General features: G+C 67.8%; 1 protein-coding gene (cut by a window edge). It reads right to left on the bottom strand.

All coding sequences use genetic code 11. The annotated features are described in order from the left end of the window. Positions 1-19,515, bottom strand: partial view of a LuxR C-terminal-related transcriptional regulator gene (locus NA3_RS18555; protein WP_062964870.1) — the 5' portion only. It extends 7,839 nt beyond the left edge of the window; 19,515 of the gene's 27,354 nt are visible here — the first part of the coding sequence; it begins with the start codon at positions 19,513-19,515; the stop codon falls past the left edge of the window.

The following is a 19,515-nucleotide window of genomic DNA, read 5'->3' as shown; positions in this document are numbered from 1 at the left end:
GCCGTCGGGGCCCGGGACGAGTTCGTGGAGAAGGAGTTCGCCGTTGCTGTCGGTGGTGAGTGTGAAAACGTGCCCGTCGATGAAGTCCTCTCGGGCGCCGGGGTATTGGATGCTGATCAGCGCCAGATGCGCGGGCTCGTCAGGGTCGCTGATGCGGGCGGTAATTTCGTCGAGAGTGGTCTCCGTCCACTGCCCACCGGCGTACTGGGCCAATTCACGGGGATGGAAGCCGGTGTATTCGAGGATGGCCAGCGCGTCGGCATCGGGGAGCTGGACGGGTGTGGTGTCGAAATGCTCACGGATGAAGGTGAGTTCACCGATTCCACAGCTTGCCGGCGTGAAAGTAACTCGTACGGGAGAAGTTTCGAGGGCCGACCGCACCTCGGCATCCACCGCCGCGTCGGTGTCCGATTCTGCGGCGGTCGTTGACGCCGGATCCGGTGACACCTCGCGTAGCAGTCGGTCGAACGCCGTGCTCATCTGTGCGTACCGGTGGCCCAGACCCGCCGCACGCATCCCCGGGCCCGAATCCGTCAGCTGCTGCCGCAATTGCCGCAGTGTGTCCGGCGGAAGTTCGCGGAGCGTGGAATGTGCCGTGCCCTCCGTGGTCAGTTGCCACAGTGCGTGCGCTTGCCACAGTTCGAACGCCGAGCGGAGGACGGCATGGCTTCGATCGCTCTCGTGGCGGTCCAACTCCTCGACCGTGGGCAGTTCGTGAGCTCGCGTCACCGCTGCGGCCGTGGGCAATTCGGGCGTCGAGTCCGGTGCGGTGAGCTCGACGGGAGTGAAGCCCGTCATCACCATCGGGAGGCGGCCGGTGCCGGCCAGGATCTTCTCGATCACACGTTTGAGCTGTGCAGTGGACCGGAAGGTCGAGCGCAACTTGCGCTCGGACGGGCGCACCAGGGTGAAGTCCCGGGCCATCACGTCGGCCATTTCGTTGCCGCCGGGCTGCGCGACTCGCCATCCGGCCTTAGGTTCGAACTCGTCTCCTTCCCGGAACTCCACCGGAACGACAACGGTTTCCAACCAGCCGGCCCGAATCGGAACCACCTGCTGGTTCGCTACCAGCGCGGTGACCGGTGCCGCGTCCTCCCAGCCGGGGATCCCAGCTCGCATCAGGTCGACCGCAACCCGGATCGGCGCCGGTGAACGGGTCGTGTTCCCGTCGTCGGGAACGGTCGACAGGTCCGGAGTCAGCGGCTTCAACCACTTCGAAATGGGATCGGGCGCCTCGGTTCCGCGTCGGTACTTCAGGTACGCGGCCATCAGATGTTTCTCCAGCTCCCGGCGGAACGACGCCCGGTAGGTGCGTTCCACATCCGTGGGCTCCAGTGTCGAATCCACGAGTCCCGACGGCCCGGCGTTCAATTCGATGTAGCGGATGCGCCAGCCGCGCCACAACGCGGGAGCCAGACTCCGGTCGGCCTGGATCGCGGCTTCGAGCGCCCGCATGTGCCCGCCCTCGTTCGCGACCACCCAAATTTCTTGCGGTTCACCGGGTTTCGGCGCGAAGCGAACCACCTGCGGGGTGACAACCGTACCGGCGCGACGCTCCAGCTCACGCGCGAACAGTTCTTCCGATGCCGGAACGATCAGGCGAGACGCTGCCCTGTCGTAACGCACCACCAGGGCGTCCAGTTCCGCGAGATCGTTCAGCCGATCAGTCGCCGCACCACGCCGAACGAGTAGCGGCTCGGCCAGTGCGGCCTGTGTGGCCGGCTCGTCGGAACGCAGCCCGGCGAGGGAAGCGTCGATCTCGGCGACTTCGATCCGGGCGATCTCGCGGTGTGCCCGAACGAGTCGTCGCCACGCAGCACGGGAACCGTCGTCCGGGGTCTCCAAGCCGAGCCGCTCCCATATCGTGGTGCGTCGCTGCCGCAACTCGCGGACGTAGTCGGCGGTCGGGTGCAGGGGCTCGCCGGCACTGTCGAACGAGACGGCATGCCAGTGCGATGAATTCGAGGATGTGTAGTCCGTGAATCGTCGAGTGGCGCCGGTCCGGGAATCGACCAGCACCGGCATGCCGTTCGGCCGGTGGATCTCGTATTCCACCGGGCCGTCGGGGCGATGCTCTACCACCCTCAGCCACGATTCGCGTGTCCGCCACAGCTCGGCCTCCAATGCCGCACGATCGGGATACGCGACCGCCCGACCCGCACGGGGATCGCCCGGCCGTATCGGGCCGGTCGGTGAGAGCTGTCCGGCTTCCGCCACGACGGCCTCCGCCAGGGCGAACTTCTCCCGAACCTCGTATTCGCCGGTCCAGCCGGTCGCGGGATCGGTTGCCGTCAGACGCGCTGTTCGAGCGCCCGGCGCACCGGACATGGTGGCGGACAGATGTATCGACCGCGAGATGGCGGGGGTCCGCGCAACGCCCGTCGTGTGGGTCCCGGCGACATCGAGCAGCCAGGCCGTCGCCGCTTCGGCGGGGCGCTGCGATCCTTCCCAGCGTAATGTGCCCTCCCGCAGGACCTGGTCCACGAGGTGAGAGACCCAATACACATCCGTGCCGGTTCGAAGTGGGAGATCGGCGCGAATCGCCGGATGGGGGGTATCGCCGTAACTCAGCGCGATGCCGGCCCGAAGGCCGGACGACTCGACCGTCGCCCTCACGTTCGGTCCGAAACGACCGGGCGCTACCTCGAGAGTGACGGGTGTGTCGGTGTGTATATCGAACCGAACGCCGGACAACCCGTCCTCGTGGGCGCGCCGTTGCGTCGACTCCATATCGAAGATCAAGGTGGCGAGGATCTCTGCAGCCGGCACCGGCCCGGAACTGCGGGTGAGGTTGCGGAGCAGCTCGTGGAATTCGGAGCTGTGGTCGTAGCTTCGTCCTCGGTCGCTCTCCCGCAGCACCATGGAGATCGCCGTCCGGCGGCCGGATTGCAACTCGACCTGAACGAGGCGATCGGAGCCGAGCGGTACATGGAAGATTCGTCGTCCGTCGTCGGTTGTCCGGCCCTCCACCCGACCGCGGCGACCGTCGTGGGTGAGTGTCTCGGTGAACCGCTGCACCGCCTCGACCTGGCTACCGGCCCACCACCGGTCGTCCGCCGACCAGAGCTCGGTCTCGCGGGCGACCGCATCATCCGATGCCGGCTCCTGGGTCGGGCGCCGGACGGTTTCGAGTTTGCGGACGGCACTTTCGCGGAGCGCCCGCACATCCGCCGCCGGAAGCTCGGCGACCATCGCGATCTCGTCGTCGGTCATGCCCCGTCGGAGCAACGCGAGAACTTCGATTTCCGCATCGGTCAACGCACTCCGATTCGGTACCGGAGTTTTCTTCGTCGAGGCCCCAGGGTCCTCGGGCGGCTCGTCGTTGGTGCGGCCGATACGTGTGGCAGGGGCTGTGCCCTGTGCCCATTCGGTGCCGGTCGAGGTCGTGGTGTCGATCGGGTTTTCGGGTCGGCCGTCGGTTCCGTAGGTGATGGCGAAGAAACCGGCGCCGTTCTGGTTTCGCAGGTCCGACAAGCGTCGATGTGCGGCGTCGCCGTGCAGGTTGTGCTCGACCGTCGTATCGTCCGGCCCCGGGACCACCTCGTGTAGCCAGAGTTCGCCGTTCGCGTCGGTGGTGAGACTGATGATGTGCCCGTCTATACGGTCTTCGGCCGCGTTCGGAGCTTGCACGAGCAACAGTGCCAAATCGGTGGGCTGTTCGGAACCTGTTATGCGCGAGACGAATTCACTGTCGGGATCGACCTCCGCCCACTTGCCGTGGGCGTACTGGGCGAGTTCCCTGGGGTGGAATCCGCGGTATTCGAGGATGGTGACGGTGTCTTCATCGGGTAGCTCGATAGGGGCGCGTCCGGTGAAGCGTTGCCGCGCGAAGGTCAGTTCTGCCAGGCCGCATCGCGCCGGTGTGGTGGATTCACCGGGTACCCGCGCGGATTCGAGCGCGGCCCGCACTTCGGCGTCGACATCCGTCTCGAGGGTGGAGGGCTCTTGTCGCTTCCGCCGCCATCGCTTACCGGCGGGCCGAGGCGCATCGGGGTATTCGGCACGTTCGGCGACCTCGGCCCGGCCTACGAATACCCAACCCAGATTGTCGAGGCCGCGGCCCGGCACCCGCTCGGTCTCATCGGCCCAGAGATAGTAGGAGGCGTGCGGCTTCACCACGAGGCGGTGGGCCGGCCCCGGGCGTTCCGCGAAGTACGTGGCACCGGCCGGTACTTCGGTGGTGAGGAGGATGGCGCCGAAGATGGCCGCAGCCGGGCTCGTGCCCAGTCCCGCATTCGCGTATCGGCCCTTCCGGCCCTGTTTGTGGGCACCCAGATTGGCTACGGGGTCGGTCTTTTCGCTCAACACGTACACCGGCACACCGAACTCACCGGCATGCCGCATCCGGCGGCCCGCTCCGGGAGAACCGGTGAGAATCGCTTGGTCGATCTCGCCGGCCAGCCGCATATCCTGTGCCGCGTAGCACAGCGTGGTCGAGCCGTAGCTGTGGCCGATAGCGTTGCGCAGTCGCGGCACGGGCGCCCCGGCGGGTTTCTCGGCGTAGAACTCGCGGGTGGCGTTGAAGGCGGTGATGTCACGGGCCACGACGTCGCCCCCGACTTCGGCCATCCGCGGCGACGCGACGGACAGATCGACCGGGCAGCGATAGCCGATATCGACGATCGCCGCCACCGAAGCGCCGTTTCCGCGCAGCGTGGTGACCTCGTAGAGGCTCTGCGCGTAGTGCGAGCGGTGGTAGAGCGTTTGTACTGTCGAACCCAAGCCGTTGGTCATCCGGTTCACGATCCCGGCGCGATCGGCGTCACCGATGGAGAGGATCACGCGGCCGTTACCGCCGTGCGCTGCGGCGTCGTAGGCGAGCAGTTGAACGACCGGGTGTCCGGTGAGACGCGTGGCATCGGCCTGGATCTCGCGCAAATGCCGTCGAGTGGCGAGCAGATTGCCCAGTTCTTCGACTTCTGCCTTGGTGAGCGTCGGATTGGGAATCCTCGCCTGCAGTTCGGCGCTCGCGCGGCGCAACAGCGCGCGAGCGCGCGCGATACCCGCGGCCTCGGCGTCGACCTCGGGCGTGACGACTTCGGGTCGCCGCTGCAGGAACCGCCGGATGTCGCGGGCGATCGAGAGCCGATTCGCCTTGTCGCGCACCCTGAACGGAATACCGTCGGCATTGCCGATCGCATGCGGGTAGACCCGGAGCAGCGCGTATTGCCGGTCGGAGAGTCCGAGCTCGACCTGTATCGACGGTAGGTTCGGGCGATCGGGGACGCCGGTGCTCATCGCATGCCACCACTGCGCGACCTTGTGGGTGTGGGCGCGGGAGGCGCCGGCGACGTCGGTGGTGTCGACGTCCTGAAGCAGTGTGCGTTCGTCGGCGTCAGGTCCGAAATGCGTGCGCAGTCCCGCCAGCGCCTCGCCGGCGAGGCGCTGTTCGGACACGGTGGGATCCGTGTCGGCCGGCAGGGGATCCGGTGTGACCGCGGAGTCGGTCTTCGAGGCATCCCCGGTTGGGGTCTGTCCCGGCCTCGCGCCGATCGCGCCCGGGGCCGGTCGCTCGGTATCCGGCGCCTCATCGGCCGGCGAAGTGACGCCCGGGCCGGTGTGGTCGGTCTCGTCCATCATCCGGTCTGTGCCGCTGCGCAATTCCGATTCGTATCGCGCGGCGGCGCGTACCAGATCGTCCGGCATCGCGTAGTCGAGCCAGCGTGCGGCGATGAGGATGATTCGCTGGTCGGCGGTGATATCGGCTGCCCGCCGGCGCAGTATCTGACTGACCTTCGATTGCGAGGTTCCGGCGACCTTCGCGACATCTTTCTGCGCCGCTTTCCCAGTGAATCCCGCTGCCTGCAGGTCGCGGTATCGCGCTGCGGCAGCGGCCAATTCGGGATTCGTGTGGTCGTCGGATCGTTGATTCTCGACGTCGCCGTTCTCGAAGTAGTGCGTCAGCGAATCGACCAGGCCGGCGGCCCGCGCCGAGCGCGACACTTCGGCCAGCCGTCTCAACTCACGGAGGGGATCATCGGCATCCAGAGCGGCGAGTGGCGCTGAAGGGTCGGATCCGAACATCCGATCGAGGCGGCGGGACAATGCGTCGTTCGTCGTGACGAACGCCCGCCGCAGATTGTCCAGCTGGTCCTGACGATCCGCCGGCAGAGCGTCGAACCTTGCCGACCTCCTGGTCACCGCCTCGGCTCGATGATGCACGTCGAGCGACTCCGAGATCCAGGTGATCAAGTCGGAGATATCCACCGCCACGAGAACGTCGTCGGGCGTCTCGGCGATGCGTCGCTGGACGGAGTTCACGACCGAGCGCACAGCTCCCGCGCGCACGACACGTACCGGCGCGGAAAGCAATCCGGCCAGCGCATGTCGAGCCGCCGATGCTGGCGTTCGGTCGGCGGTGCCGGCTCGCACGGGCTCGCCCGGTCGTGCCTCGGGATTCTCCGGTGGGACCGGCTGCGGACCGTTCCGATCGACCTGTGCCGGCGACCGCGCCGAAGTCGCCTCGGCTGAATCGTCTTCGGTAACGGAAAGTTCGGCCGCGGTCGTGTCCAGTCGGCGGTAGGCGGGATTGGGGCGCCAGTACTGCCGCAATCGGTCGGCCTGAGCCGTGAAATCGCGCTGCCAGATTTCGGCGGGAATCTCGAAGCAGCCTACGATGCGGTCGCTACGCAGGCCTCCCGGCCAGTGCACGGAGACGACATCCCCGTTCTGGTCCACCACTCCGAAACCACCTGGCGCGTCGATGACGTAGATCCGGTGCACGACGGTCCACTGGGAGGTCGCGGTGTCCATCACCACCGACTCGCCGTAGTCGCCGGCTCGATTCACCCGCACAGTCGTGTAGACGACCTTGCCGTCGCGCTGGGAGAGCGGGACGAATCCGTCCGCCCACGGGACCGAAAAGGGCCGCGTGTCACCCCGGAACACCAGGCCCCCGCCGGTGCGCCACCCCGAGCGGACATAGTCTTCCGCGAGGGCGTCCCACCTCCGGCGAATGGCGTCGAGGTCGACATCCGCATCGGCGGCCGACGCAAGCAGCACGTCGTCGGGCACCGGACCGACATGCTGCCAGTGCACCGGTGTCGACGGGCTGTCGAGGATCCACTGCAGCACCTCATCGACGTCGAGCGGAGTCGGTGCGGAGTCGGACGGCCGGTGTCCAATCGGACCGTCGGCTGTATTCGTCCCGGGATCCGTCGGCTTCCCCCGATGTGCCTGGCCGGCAACTCGAAGCGCCTCGGCGATTCGACCGGGATCGACGATGTAGATCGGCTCCGCTTCGGCGCCGGACTTCGGTGCGCGTAGCCGGGCCCGTGGCTCGTCCGGAAGTTCGGCCTGTACACCATGGGCGGCGGCGATCGCCGATCCCAGGTGGCGGGCGGCCGACCACAACGGCTCCTGGTCGGTGGCGAGGGGATTGATATGCGCCCGACCGGTGCCGTGGCGGGCAGGGTTGAAGCCGGCGATCAGGCGCTCGCGGCGATGAGGCGGCAGCGCGTCGAGTGCGCGCCGTACGTCGGTCAGCGGCACGTTGTTCCACGTCTGCACCATCGGATCGGATTCCGTCAGACCCGCGCCGTTGACGAGCAGTTCGCGGATGCGCCGCCACATATCGGCGAATCCACGTTGCTGCGACATGCTGCGTGTTCCGGCGACTGCCGCCCACGGTGTAGCGGCCGGCGCCGAGTCGTTGCGCTGCCACGGAGTGGCCCCGACCGCCTGGTCGTCGCTGCCCTCGCCGGAGTCGACGGCGGCCGGGCCGGTCCCGGGACGGGAAGTATCGCCGCGGCGCCACGGTGAGGGGGCTGGGCGTCCGGTGCCGGAATCTCGTTGCGGCGCAGGGCGTCCTGGTCGTGAGCCGATGGGCCTCGCGGTGGGGTCGTCATCGGTCTGCTCAGTGGTCGCTTCGGGTGGCAGCGAATTCCGTACCGTCTCGTGCGCCGAGGATGACGGTGACGCGGTGCCGGTGAGTAGTGCGTGCGCCCAGGCCGCGACGATCGGAACGTCTCCGGGCAGCGGCGTCAGTGCTCCCGCCTCGACGTCGGCCGACGGCAGATCATGGAACCGGGCGTATTGCCGTGCGGCGATCCGGTCGGCGACAACGCCTGTGACGGCAGCGGCGAGGAGTCGGCCGGTGCGGTCGTCGATCTCATCGACAGCCTCGGCGAGATGCCCGGCCACCATCGTGAGGAACCGATCGCGCAGCGGGCCGGTCGTGGGCAGCTCCAAGTGCAGCACCCGCGTCTCGTCCCCGCTCGAGGCGAGGACCGTCAGGTAGGTGCGCAATGCGGTCTCCAGGCGAGGCCGCAGTTCACCGTCGAACCGGCCGGGCACTGCCGCTCGAAGGGACGTTCGCAGACGCTCGATCGCCGCAGCGCAGGCCGCCTCGAAGCCGGACTCCTTGTCGGAGAACAACTCCTGATAGGTCTCGGCGGACACACCGGCACGCTGCTGGACGGTGTCCAGCGACATGTTGGTGTAACCGTAGCGGGCGGCGCCCGCGAGCAGTTCGGTCAGAATGCGTTCGCGCTCGTCCGGTTCCGCCTGTTCGGTCGAGCCGTCGTCCTCCGATTGCACCTGCGGCGGTCGCGGGACGGCGACGGGCCTCACCTCCGGCGACGCGGTACCGATGCGGAGGAGGTCGGCGAGGTCACCCTGCAGGTCCGTGACCGCGCCCTTGTCCGCGGTCACGGCCCAGTTCGCCAGCAGGCCCTGAACTGCTGCCGCCAGAGCACGCAGGCCCTCGACGGACATGGCAGGCTCGTCGAGCACCTCCGCCAGAGTGGTGGCAATCGATTTCGTGGCGGTCATCGCACGGGCAGCGCGCTGCACCAGGTCGAGGCCGGATCTCTCCACCAGGACGACTCGTGCGGTGACCGGTCGAGCGGTCAGGGCACTGGTATAGGTCTGGACCACGGTCGTCATGCGGGCGGTGCGGTCGGGCGCCCGCGCGAGACTCACTTCGTCGACGACCAGGTGCCGCAGATCGTCGAGCGCCGCCTTGTGCGCCGCGGCGAATGCGTCGTAGGCGCGTGGGAAGTGCTCGTCGAACTCCTCCGGAGTGACTTCCGCGCGGCGGCAGATGTCGTCGATCGTCGTTGCGGCGAATCCCTGCTCGGCTACCGTCGCCACCGTGGCACCCAGGATGCGGGCCCGCGAATCATCCTGCTGCGCAGGCCTTGTCCAAGGCGCGAACATCCACTCGTCAGGATCCGCTGCGGCGAGGCGGATCGACAGGGGCTCCCAGGACGGCGCCAAGTCGATTCCCTTGCGACCGATGATCGCACTGCGCACGGCGGGATCGGTTTCCATCGCGTCGGCCACGGCGAGGATTCGCAGGTAGTCTTCTTCCTCGCCGCGTGCCACGACACGCCCCTGCGCCAACGACACTCGCGTCCGCGACGGCCGGATCTCGGGACGCGCGTGCGGATCGGTATTCACTGTGGCGTGCACGAGCATCCTGGCGCTGTTCTCACGTGTCAGGGGCCGCACCAGCTCCTGCAATCGGCGGGCCGTCGTCCACGCGCCGGGCACATCGTCGATGACGACCAGGAGCTTGGCCACCCAGTCGTCGATCGGCACCGGTGCACCCTGGTCCTGCTTCACCAGGTTGAATCGTTCCGCAGCGGCGCGATGGCCGGCCAATGCGGCGAGGTATCTACCCGCCCCGCTCGTCGACGGCACCACGACCGGCACACCCTGTTCGATCGCCTCCGTTGCGACGCTACCGAATCCCTCTGCGCGCGAAGGCATCACGACCACGGTAGCCGCGCGAATGTCTGCTCGGATCTCAGCGCGATCCCTCGTGTGCGGCAGCACCTCGACCGCATCCGGGTCACCGACGATCTCCGCCAATCCGGTGTGGGCCGCCCTGAGGTCGTTCTCGAAACCCCGGACCACCAACCGGACATCATGGCCGTGCGCGCGCAGCCGCGACACCACCTCGGCGATCTCCGCGCCACCTTTCAACGCGTCGTCCACACGGCCGAAGAGCAGAACCCGTACCGGACTGCCGGGCGCGGGCTGCGGCGGCTGTTCGGCCATATCCAGGACCGGCTGCAGTTCGTGCACCGAACCGTGGCCCGCCATGGCGGCCTGCAACAATGCGTCCGTCGCCAATGCCGGGCCCAAGCCCGTCACCAGATGCGCCCGCCGCGATAGATAGATGCCCGCCGCGACCCGGGCGCGACCCTGCGCGGGATCGCTCGTGAGGCTCTCCCACAGCATCGGAATCAGATGGTGGACAGCGACGATTTTGGCTGCGGGATACTGCTTCTCGGCGGCCAGCGCGGCTTGGAGGCCGTCGGCTTCGACGTGCACAACCACCATGTCGACCGAGTCCGGCAAGCTCCGCACGTGCTCGGGGTGCAGATCTTGCATCCACTCGTCGCGGAGGTAGACCCGCACACCCGGAACCCGGAACTCGGAATCGACCTGTCGCGGCAGGACGGTCACTTCATGCCCGGCCGCTACCAAACCCTCACAGAGCGCCAGGTTCAAGGTGCCCATCCCGGTCCGGCCCCGCCCCCACAGCTCGCAGCACACCAGAATTCGCTGTCGGGTGAGGTCGAGCCGGACCCGATGCCAGACCTGCCCCTCCGGCAGGGGATCGGCCGTGTCGAGGTCGATGCGGCCGTCGATATCCGACAGTCCGCGACGCAACTCCTCGACGGTCGGCCCGGGATCGGAATCGGCGGGATCGCTTCGGGTGTAATCCAATTGCGCGATCAGGCGGTGTCGGCCATCGGGGTCCTGGGACGACGTGACGACGACTGCGGCGTCGTCCCCGGCGGCGGTCCGGGCGAGCTCGGCCAGGCGCGCCGCGGCGGCGATGATGTCCCGGTGCGCCGGCTTCGAGTTCTCTTCGGGCAGTCGCGCCGCAAGAGCTGCGGCCACGGCAATCGGATCCGACACGTCAGCACCCGAGACGACCAGTTGCCAGCGGAAACCGCTGTACTCCTCGCGCATATCGGACGCGTGCAGCCGGGCATCGTCATGAGCATCGGCCGACGAATAGGAGGGGTCGGACTCCAATCTCTCGGCGATTTCCCGTGCCTTCGCGGCGTGGTCGCGACGCATGTCGCGGTTGTCCGCGAGCCATCCGTCCGGTGCGCGGAACCCGGTGGCGGGATGTGTGAAGGCGGCACGGTCGCGCAGGTGATCGATGAGAGCCCGGCGATCGGAACCCCGGCTGCCGGCGGCAGGCAGGGCGGACCGGACCCACTCGAGAACCGCCCCGGGTTCCGACAGCGACCGCAGAGCAGCCTCGGGCGATCCGAGCTCCTCCGTCGGCCTGCTGCCGATAACGTCGTCGGGCCCTTGATGGTTCGTTGCGGAGGGCGGGTCCGGCGAATCGTCGTCGAGGTCGGGGAACAGTGCGCTCAGACGATCCAGTTCGTCGCCGCTGTCCGTGTCGGAGTCGGCGACCGGTCGCTGTGCGCGGAGCTCGAACCAGACGGTCTTGCCGTCGACGTGCTCGACGACACCGTGATCGGTGGCGAGCATCGTCAACAACGGGCCACCCCGGCCCGATTCGGCGTTACCGTCCGGGGTGCGCCAACCCGGAAGCGTGCGGTTGTAGTCGCGAACACCCACCCGGATGGTCGGGCTGGCGGGCCCTTCGGTCACCGTCGCGATGACGAACCCGTGAGTTCCGGCGTGACGCGGGATGTTGCCCGCAAGCTCGGACACCAGCAACTCGGCCGAGTCGACCTGATCGACGTCCGGCCATCCCACCTCACCGGCGTGTGCCCGGTTCTCCATGATCCTGCGCACCAGCCGCCTGGTCCGCCAGCTGTCCGAACCGTCCGGGGCGCTGACCCGCACCAGATACTCACCGACGTCGGGCACTGCGGACGGTGCCGCACTCGGGATCGCCCCCCGGATCTGGATCTCGGTGAATCGTGCCACAGCGCCGTCAACGGTCGATTGCGCCGCACCGAGATCGACCAGCATGGTTTCGAGGTCCGCGGGGTCCAGTCCTCGAATCGCCTCGACCACGGACACTTCCAGACCCTCGCTCACCGCAGCGGCGACGAAGCTGGACGTCGCCCCCGCGACGTAGTCGAGGACCGCCCGCATGCTGCGCTCCTGCGGCGAATGGTTCCCCGGTTCCGAATCGGACATCGTTGCGTCGGCGGAAGAGATGGACGAGCCCGGCCCCCACAGCTTCGTTGTCATCGCAGTACGGAAACCGTCGGGAGCTGTTGTCGCGGAACGGGACTCGCTCGCCCCGCTCGCGTCGGCGGCCTCCGCATCGTGCGGTCTACTGCCGATCGGGCGACTCCCGATAGCGTCCCCGGATGCGGGGTCATCGGGCGTGGACCGGGAGCTGCCCAGCTCACCCGTCAAGTCGATGCCGCGGTTCTCTGCCTCCTCCACCGCGGCCGTTCGGCCGCTCGTGCGCAGCTTGAGGCCGATACGGATCAGGTAGGCATTGACGGTGGTGGGTGAGATCCCTTGTGCAGCCGCGATTTGCCTATTCGTCTTGCCTTGTTTGACGAGCGCGAGAATCGTGGCCTCGGTCTCGGACAACGAATCCCTGCCCTGGAACACCCGGGGACCGGTGTCGGCCGCGTCGGACGGAAGCACGAGGCCACCGGTGCGCAGCGCCTTGCCCACCATTCCCGCCCGATCTCGAATGCCGAGCTTGACGCCGATCCGGTTCAGCCGGCCTTTCACCTGGTCGGGCGACAGTCCGAGATGGACTGCGATCTCTTTGTTGCTCATCCCTTCGGCAACCAGCCCCAGCACCTCGCGTTCCGTATCGGACCACTCGACACCGGGGCCGCTGTCGATTGCCGGGATGAGGCCGGCATGGAAGGCCCGCGCCACCATCCCGGCGCGATCACTGATGCCGAGTTTGCCGCCGATGCGGGCGAGATGGGCTTTCACCGTGAGCGGTGACAACCCGAGTTGCTCACCGGCCGCCTTGTTCGACATGCCGTCGGCGACCTTTGCGAGGATCGATACTTCTCGCGCGGTCAGTGCGAGGTTCGACGGTTTTTCGAGCGGCACCGAAATGTCGTCGTCCGAAAGCAGCCCCTGGTCTCGTGCCGCCGACACCATGCCGATCCGGCCATGGTCGCCGAGCTTGTCGCCGATCTGCTTGAGATAGAACTTGACTCGGCTCGCCGAGCGGTCCAGCCGACTTGCGATGGCTTCGTTCGACAATCCGGCGGCAACCATCCGGATCAGTTCGAGCTCGTGATCGGTCAAATTGTGCGCTGGTGCTTCAGGACGCACCTCGCGGGGTTCGTCGATCGGCGGCGCGACATCGCTCGGCAGTAGTGCTTCGACAGACCGAACGAAGGCGCCGAAGGCCCCGCGCTGCAGCGGTGTGCGATCTTGTCGCGGTGAGGTGACCGCTTCGGTGATGATTCGACGCTGCGCGGGGGTCAGGCCGGACCACGCCCTCGCGGCACGCTGCGCGAGGTCGAGGATCCACGTTCCGATGTCCTCCTTCGCAGCTACCGGCCAGCGTCGAGTCTCGGCGCTTCGAAAGACCACCCCGTTGATGTACTGAGCCACGGTCCGCAGTCGAACGGCTTGAGGGCCGACCGAAGGTCTTGTGCCAGGCGCCAGAGCATCGAGCACGCGTCGGAATGCCTGCTCGCCGTACCGCTCCCGCAGTTCTCGAAATGCCGCAGCGTCACCGCGCTGTGCGCGATGCAGCGTGGCCCGACTCTGCTGGCCATCGCTGAGTGCCTCGCCGAAACTGCCGGTGCCGGGCGGGATTTCGGTGGCCGGCGCGGCCGGACCACCCGCCGGAAGCGGCCGGTGTAGTTCGAACCAGGACGATTTGCCCGAGCCGTCGTCGAATACCGTGATGCCGGATTCGTCGGCGGCGGCCGCCATCATCGGCAGGCCACGGCCGCGTTCGGCGAATTCGTCGGGCATATCGCCGATTTCGGGGGCGAAGGTGCTCTCGTCGAGAACTTCGAAACGAAGTTTCCGCTCGGCCTCGGTGTCGGTCTGGGTGATGACGACCTCGACCTTGCCGTCGGTGTCGGCGAGGGAGTTCGCCATCAGTTCCGACATCAGGATGACCGCGATGTCGACGCCGTCGGAGTCCAGCCAGCCGTAGGATTCGTTCAGCAGTTGCTCGAGGCGGTGACGCTCCGCGCCGACGTCGTTGGTGCGGGCTCTTTCACCTTCCCTGCCGGAGGGGCCCACTGCCGCGCCGGCCTCGCGCACGGTGTACCGCATACGGGTGCTCGGCGGTGTCGGATTCGCCGCGTTCTCCGAGGGTCTGCTGCCGACCGGTGCGCGTTCGTCTCGGCGTGGCTCGTTCGCCCCGTCCCGGGCGGCCCCTGGTCGGACCGGTACGGCCACGTCCAGGTCCGGTAGGCCCGCGCTGATTTCTCTTATTTCGTCCACCGTGGCGGCGGGAACGACGACTTGCCGGGATGGCGGCAGGCTCTCGGCGGCCGGGGCGCCCATGTGCGAGCCGGCGACGAGGTTGCCGTCGCGGTCGAACTCGATGGTCTCGAACAGCCGCTTCTCCACCGGCATCCGGTCGATGTACTTGTGTTGCTCGCGACGCCAATCCTCGAAGGCCACGGCCTTGTTCAGCAGTGCGCGGCGGTTGCGGAGGTCCTTGGGACCGTAGTCGTTCGCGGTGTCACCGTCCCGCGAGACCGCCAGGTCGACGACGACCAGGTTCGGTTCGTCGGCCGAGTCGCTGTCGTTGACCAGCAAGACCATATGGTCGTCGGCATCGGCGCTGCCGGTCGCTCGGGTGTCCTTCCATTTGTAGACCAGGACGCTGATCCCGCCCGGCCGGGTCTTCAGCGATTCGGCCACCTGCTCCAGCGATTCGGCCTTCTCGAGCCCGGCGCCGAACACCTTGCGCACTACATCGCGCCCGTGGCCCCGCAACCTGGTGGCCGGCATCTCGAAACGTCGAGCGTTGTCAGGGCACAACACGCGCATGCCGGTCACAGCATTGTTGACGCAACTGTTGGGGCTGCGGCGGTGGATCTGTACGACCAGATCGAGCAGGGCCGCGGTGGCCAGATACTGTGACGCGGCGGCGATGATGTCCGCGGCCGTCCCGTCCGCGACATCCCGGGTGTCCGCGTTCTGGGCATGATCCTGACCGTCCCGGCTCGCCGGTCCGGAAACTGTTGCCGGGGAATCGATCTCGTTCCCGGCTGATTGCTCGGTGTTCGTGGCTGTCAGATGATCGCCGACCGCTTCGCCCAGGATGTCGCGGGCTATGACGGGGGTGATGCCGGCGGCCGGATAACCCAGCGCGGCCGCGAGGGCGTCTCTCGCCTCGGTCAGCAGCGGATCGAGCAGGCGCATGCCCTCGGCCCCACCGATATCCGCGATCGGCACACCGAGTTCGGCGGCGATTCGGTTCCGCAGCGGCATCATCTCGATCAGCGCGTCGACATCGCCGAGTCCTGCACGCTCGCGCGCCTTCGCGGGAGCGGTGGCCTCGACATGTTGCCGCAGCGCCTCCGCCGTGGCGGGCGCGAGACCGGCCCGATTCAGCAGTTCGTGCACCGGATCGGTGGCACCGTTGCGTTCGAGTTCGGCGATCCGGTTCGCGACGGCCGGAGCCGGGATCCCCAGCAATCCGGCCAGCCGTGTCGCCTGGTCCGCCGGCTCATCGGGGCGGGTGAAGTCGGGTCGGCCGTACAACCCGGTGTCGGCTTCGGCGAGGGTGAGGGGGACGTTCCCGGTCGAGAAGGCATGATGGCGGATGAAATCCGCGGTGGAGTGCCGCAGTGCGCGCTGCTGCAGTTCCGGTGCCATCTCACGGATGGCATCGCTCGCCGCGACGACCGCATCGTGGGTCTGGGGGGTGGGATCGGCGTTGTGCGCGGCCACGGCCTGTTCGTAGACGACCACCGTCTCTCGGACCCCGCGCAGGTGCATGGCATTGCGAATCAGCGCGTCCTGCGGCGACATCACGACCTGCGCGCTGCCGCGCTGACCGTTCCGTGCCGTGCGGTTCTTGGCCTGTTCGTGGATGTAGGACTGCTCCGGGGCCTCGGTCATCCAGACGTGCATGCCGCCCTTGGCCTTCACCGCATCCGAGACCGAGATATCGACACCGCGCTGGCCCTGCCGGTTGATCACCAGGATCTTGCCCTGCTCACCGGCCTCGTCGAAGACCTTCTGCAACTGGGCTTCCCAGTCCGCGCCCCAGCCGATGATCCGCTTGGCATCGACCGCTTCGATCGCCTCTCGGGGCACTCCCGCGCGCACCAGTGCCTCGACCTGCCGGGCGACCAGATCGTTACGGTGACACAGGATTTCCTGGAACCGGCCCTCACCTCCGGCCCGCATCTCGTTCGCGTATTCGGCAATCGCGCGCAGTTTGGCATGGGTGCTCTCGACCACATCATGCTGACCCTCCACCAGCCGATGCGTCTGCGACCGTCCGACCTCGTGAGCCTCCTGCAGACCGTAGATCTTGTTCAGTACGGGATTCAGGTCGGTGAGGGTGCCGGATGCACCGGTCACTTCATCGAAGAAGGATTCGCTTCCGACACGGTAGATTTCGACCGAATCGATGCGTTTGGCGGACTCCGCATCCGCGCGCACCACGATCCGATGCGCCTCGGCCTTCTCCCCTCGGGCCTCGGCCGCCCGGAACTCCTTGGCCTCGATGGCTTGGGCGAGACTCGCCTTGCCCGGCTCCGCGCTCCACCGCGACTCGCTCGAGGTCTTCGGGTTTCGTTGCAGACCGTGTTCGGCCTGGTCGATGATGACGATCTTGCCCGCGTCCATTTCGTAGTGGACGCCTTCACGGACAAGGAATTCGGCGTGGGCCGCGGTCTCCAGCCGCGAGGCGCCCATTCCGTCCAGCCAGTTTTTTCCACCGGGCAGCGCCTCGACCTTCGCCCTGCCCTCGGGCGTGAGTTCGGGTTGACCGTCGTACCAGTACATGACCTCCGGTGTCCCGTCGGCATGCTCTCCTATTTCCTCCGAGATGCGCCGGAGGCCGAAATCCTCGTGTGACAGAGCCCCTTTCGCCAATGCCTCGGTGAGGAAATCGTGGGCATCGAATACCTGCTTGGCGGTTGCCTCCGGCGCCGGCTCTTCCACACCTTCCGACCGGAGGAACTGCCGTTCACCCCGGTCGATGATGCCGTCCATCTCGTCGATCAGCGCATGACGCGGTGGCTCTTTGCCCGCATTGCACAGATGCCCGACCGTTTCGCCGGTCGCGACCACGATCGCCGGCCGCCCCTTCGTGATCGGCCCGAAACCGGTCTGCTGATCGGCGCGGAACACGTCGATCCCGAATTTGCCCAGCACATTCTGCATGTCGGCGAATTCCTCGTCGCCGGTCAACAGCTTCCGATACGTGCTGACTTCGCGATTGGCCAGTCCATCGGTGGTGGTGACGAGCAGAACAGAATCGTGCTGAACCGCACGTTGGATTGCGCCGGCCATGAAGACCAGCGATTTGCCCTCGCCGGGTTTCATCTCTACCGGACGCGATTTCATCGCGTAGACGGCTTCGGCCTGCTCGGTCCGCAGCACCATGCCGCCGGGCACCTTCTCGCTGATCGTGCCGCGCCGGATGATCTCCATCGTCGCCAGCAACGACTGGTGCTCGTCGCCGCTGTGCAGGCCGGCCATCAGGACGTCGTCCGGAAGGTTGGACAGGCGTTGACTCTCCGGAACATGCTCGGCCGAGGCCTGGTGGAAGTCGATCAGCAGATCGACCGCCTTGTCGCGGTCGCTGCGCGGCATACCGGCGTCGTCGGCGAGACTGTCGTGATCGGTGGTCGCAACGCTCTGCTCGTCGTGCGCCGACGACGAATGTTCCTCCGCGGCAGGTGTTTCGGTGCCGTCCGCTTCGGTCCGCCCCGGGCTTTCGGGGCTTTCGTGACCGGACTGCTCGGCAGTCGACTCTCGCTGCGGGGTCGCATGCTCTTCACGACTCGACGATCCGGGTTCGCCGCGAGCGCCGGGTGATCCCGCTTCGCCCTCGGCGGGCGGATGGGGCCGTGCCGATGTTTGCGTGCCGGCACCGTCCGCGACCGCCGTGTGTTCTCCGGCCGGGCTCGGCCCGGCTTTCGCGTGCGCGCTGCTTCCTGTTGGTGCGCCGGTCTTTTCGTGAACCTCGCCGGCCGGACGTGGCGTGGCGCTCGCCGCGAGCCTCGGCGGTGTCGACGTTTCGCCCACCGCCTCGACCGATCGGGGCGCGGTCGTCTTCCCGGTGGCGACCGGTTTCTCGGCCGGTGGCCGCTCACCCGTCTCGGAATGCGTTCCCGGCCGTGCCGCGGCGGCGTCGGAGGATGCGGGACGGACCTGTTGCCCGGGCCGGTGGCCGGCTGCTTCGTCGGCTGCGATCGATGCACCCTGTTCGCCGCGGGAGCGTGGTGCCGCGGTCACCTCTTTGACCTCCGCGCGCGCCTCGCCGCGCTCACCTGCGGCCTTCGTGGTCTCAGCGGTCGGGCCCCATGCCTTCTGCGCGTCCTCCCATGCCCGTTTCGATTCCGTGGACACCTCGACCGGCCGCCGAGGCGTCGCGGCTTTCGCGTCCTGCCCTGGCGAGAACCCGTCGGGCGGTGTGAATGTCGCGCCGCCGTCGATCGCCGGCGGGTGGGGTCCGCTTCGGGAATGCACGCCCCCGGCGAACGCGCCGTTGAGCAGCGGTGCAAGCACCTGGTCGTAGTGCTGCGGCCAACCGGCCACCAGCGACGCCGCGCCCAAACCCGCTATGGCACCGGCGGTGCCGTGCACCAGGCCCATGGCCAAGCGACTGCTGCCGATCCGGGGGAACACCATCGGCGCGAACTTGCCGGCGAGCATGCCGCCCACCGCTCCACCCGCGCCGGCCAGGGCGGCGACTTCGATCGACGTCAGATCGATACCGGTCCGATTCGAACCGTCCGATCCGATGATGTCGGCGCTGCGATCGCCGGTAGCGACCTGCAGCGCCTGTACACCCGCGTCCACGCCCACGGGCAGCGCGGCCGCCTTGCCCAGCATGGTGACGAACCGCAAGGCCCCCGGCGCGCTCAGCCGGGCAGCCGCTTTCGCCGCGCCCTCCTCGACCGCCCGTGTCAGGGCGGCTCGCATCGCCGTTACTTCGCCGCGCCCCTCGACCAGCATGGCATCCACGGTCGGCGCCGCCGCCGTCACGCCGGCCGGACCTGTTGCCGCCGCGCTGGTCACCACGCTGAAGATTCGCCACGCCAAGTGGATCCCGAACGTGAACATCACGCACAGCCACTTCTCGGCGTCGTTGGCGGCCGCCTGCGCCTGGTCTGCCAGGGTGCCGACGTCGCTACCGAGCTGGGCCGCGCCTTTCCCGTACGAATGCAATGCCTCGCGTAGCCGGTTTGCCAGCTCGCCCACCGAATCCTCTTGCGCGAGTATTGCTTCGATATCCCTCGAATGTCCGTCCAGCTCGTCGCCGCGAGCTCGGAGCTCGGCGGCCATCCGGCGCATGGCGGAGATGTCGGCGCGCGGGAGTTCACCGCCGAACACCACCATCTCGATCGGGCGCCGCACCATGTCGGGCAGACTTTCGAAGGTGTTCCGCAGCTCGACGACGGGGCTGAACAACGAACCGTCCAC

The organism is Nocardia africana NBRC 100379 (genome assembly GCF_001612635.1).
Lineage (GTDB): Bacteria > Actinomycetota > Actinomycetes > Mycobacteriales > Mycobacteriaceae > Nocardia > Nocardia africana.
This window is presented reverse-complemented; position numbering and strand designations above follow the sequence as displayed.